At 65.9% G+C, this 1,782-nt stretch carries 1 protein-coding gene and 1 pseudogene; both read left to right on the forward strand.

Features of this window, described 5'->3' with window-relative positions; translation table 11 throughout:
• Nucleotides 1-98: pseudogene (locus MLGJGCBP_RS54340) on the forward strand (transketolase-like TK C-terminal-containing protein); the annotation flags it as partial.
• Between the two features lie 18 nt (nt 99-116).
• On the forward strand, nt 117-1,589 hold the full coding sequence (pyk, locus tag MLGJGCBP_RS19410) for a pyruvate kinase (RefSeq protein ID WP_160097619.1): 1,473 nt from the start codon (nt 117-119) through the stop codon (nt 1,587-1,589).
• Nucleotides 1,590-1,782: the final 193 nt, after the last annotated feature.

Below are 1,782 nucleotides of genomic sequence, written 5' to 3' on the forward strand. Positions count from 1 at the left end.
CCCTCGACCGCTCCAAGGCCGTCGAAGCCGCCACGAAGTACCGCATCGACGACGTCCGCGCCGCCGCCGTCTCCTACGCCGACACCGGCAGCGCCTAGAACGGAATCGAAAATCCTATGACAGCACCAGTTTTCGAACATCTCGATACCCCGGGTCTGCAGGGCGCCGCGTCGGCCCGGCGCGCGAAGATCGTGTGCACCCTCGGGCCCGCGACGGCCACCGGCGATCGCATACGCGAACTCGTCGACTGCGGAATGGACATCGCCCGGCTCAACTTCAGCCACGGCGAACATGCCGATCACGAGGCGAACTACAACCGGGTGCGCGACGCATCCGAACGTACCGGCCGGGCGGTGGGCATCCTCGCCGACCTCCAGGGGCCCAAGATCAGATTGGGGCGCTTCGCGGAAGGCTGCACCGTCTGGGCCGACGGCGACGTCGTGCGGATCACCGTCGACGAGTGCGAGGGCACCCACGACCGCGTGTCCACCACCTACAAGCAGTTGGCCGAGGACGCCAGACGGGGCGACCGGTTGCTCGTCGACGACGGCAAGATCGGACTGATCGTGACCGGCGTCGACGGCAACGACGTGGTGTGCCGGGTCACCGAGGGCGGTCCGGTCAGCAACAACAAGGGGGTGTCGCTGCCGGGGATGAACGTGTCCGTTCCGGCCCTGTCGGACAAGGACATCGCCGACCTCGAGTTCGCACTGCGCCTCGGTGTCGATCTCATCGCTCTGTCGTTCGTGCGGTCGGCGGCAGACATCGAACTCGTCCATGCCGTGATGGACCGGGTCGGCCGCAGGGTCCCCGTGATCGCGAAACTCGAGAAACCGGAGGCGATCGACAACCTCGAGGCGATCGTGCTCGCATTCGATGCGGTGATGGTCGCCCGCGGGGATCTGGGAGTCGAACTGCCCCTCGAACAGGTGCCGCTCGCGCAGAAGCGGGCCATCCAGGTCGCCCGCGAGAACGCGAAACCCGTGATCGTCGCGACACAGATGCTCGAATCGATGATCGAGAATTCGCGGCCGACCCGCGCCGAGGCGTCCGACGTGGCCAATGCCGTCCTCGACGGTGCCGACGCCGTGATGCTGTCGGGCGAAACGTCCGTCGGCAAGCATGTGATGGAGACGGTCCGCACCATGGGCCGCATCATCAGCGCGGTGGAGGAGAAGTCCACGCACGTTCCGCCGCTGGGGCACGTACCCCGCACGAAGGGCGGAGTGCTGTCCTACGCGGCCCGCGACATCGGGGAACGATTGGGCGCCGCGGCCCTCGTCGCGTTCACGCAGTCGGGCGACACGGTGCGCCGGATGGCGCGCCTGCACACCCCGTTGCCGTTGCTGGCGTTCACCCCGCTCCCCGAAGTGCGTGCTCAACTCGCGCTGACGTGGGGGACCGAGACGTTCCTCGTCGACCCCGTCGCGTCGACCGACGAGATGATCCACCAGGTCGACCACGCGCTCCTCGGCCTGGGCCGGTACCAGCGGGGCGATCTGGTCGTCATCGTCGCGGGGTCACCGCCTGGCACCGTCGGCTCGACCAACCTGATCCACGTCCACCGAATCGGCGAGGAAGACCACTGATCGGATGGGAAATTCTAACCGTACGGCCGTCCGCTATTGACAGAACTCGATGGACACGGTTTTCTCTATGTCAAGATACGAAACTGTGTTTTCGCATCGTGGAAGTTTTGCCAAGTGCGGAAGGTGAGTCATTTCATGACTGAGCGTGTTGAGGTCGGCGGTCTGCAGGTCGCGAAGGTGCTCTACGACTTCG

Source organism: Rhodococcus sp. T7 (assembly GCF_009872365.1).
Lineage (GTDB): Bacteria > Actinomycetota > Actinomycetes > Mycobacteriales > Mycobacteriaceae > Rhodococcus_F.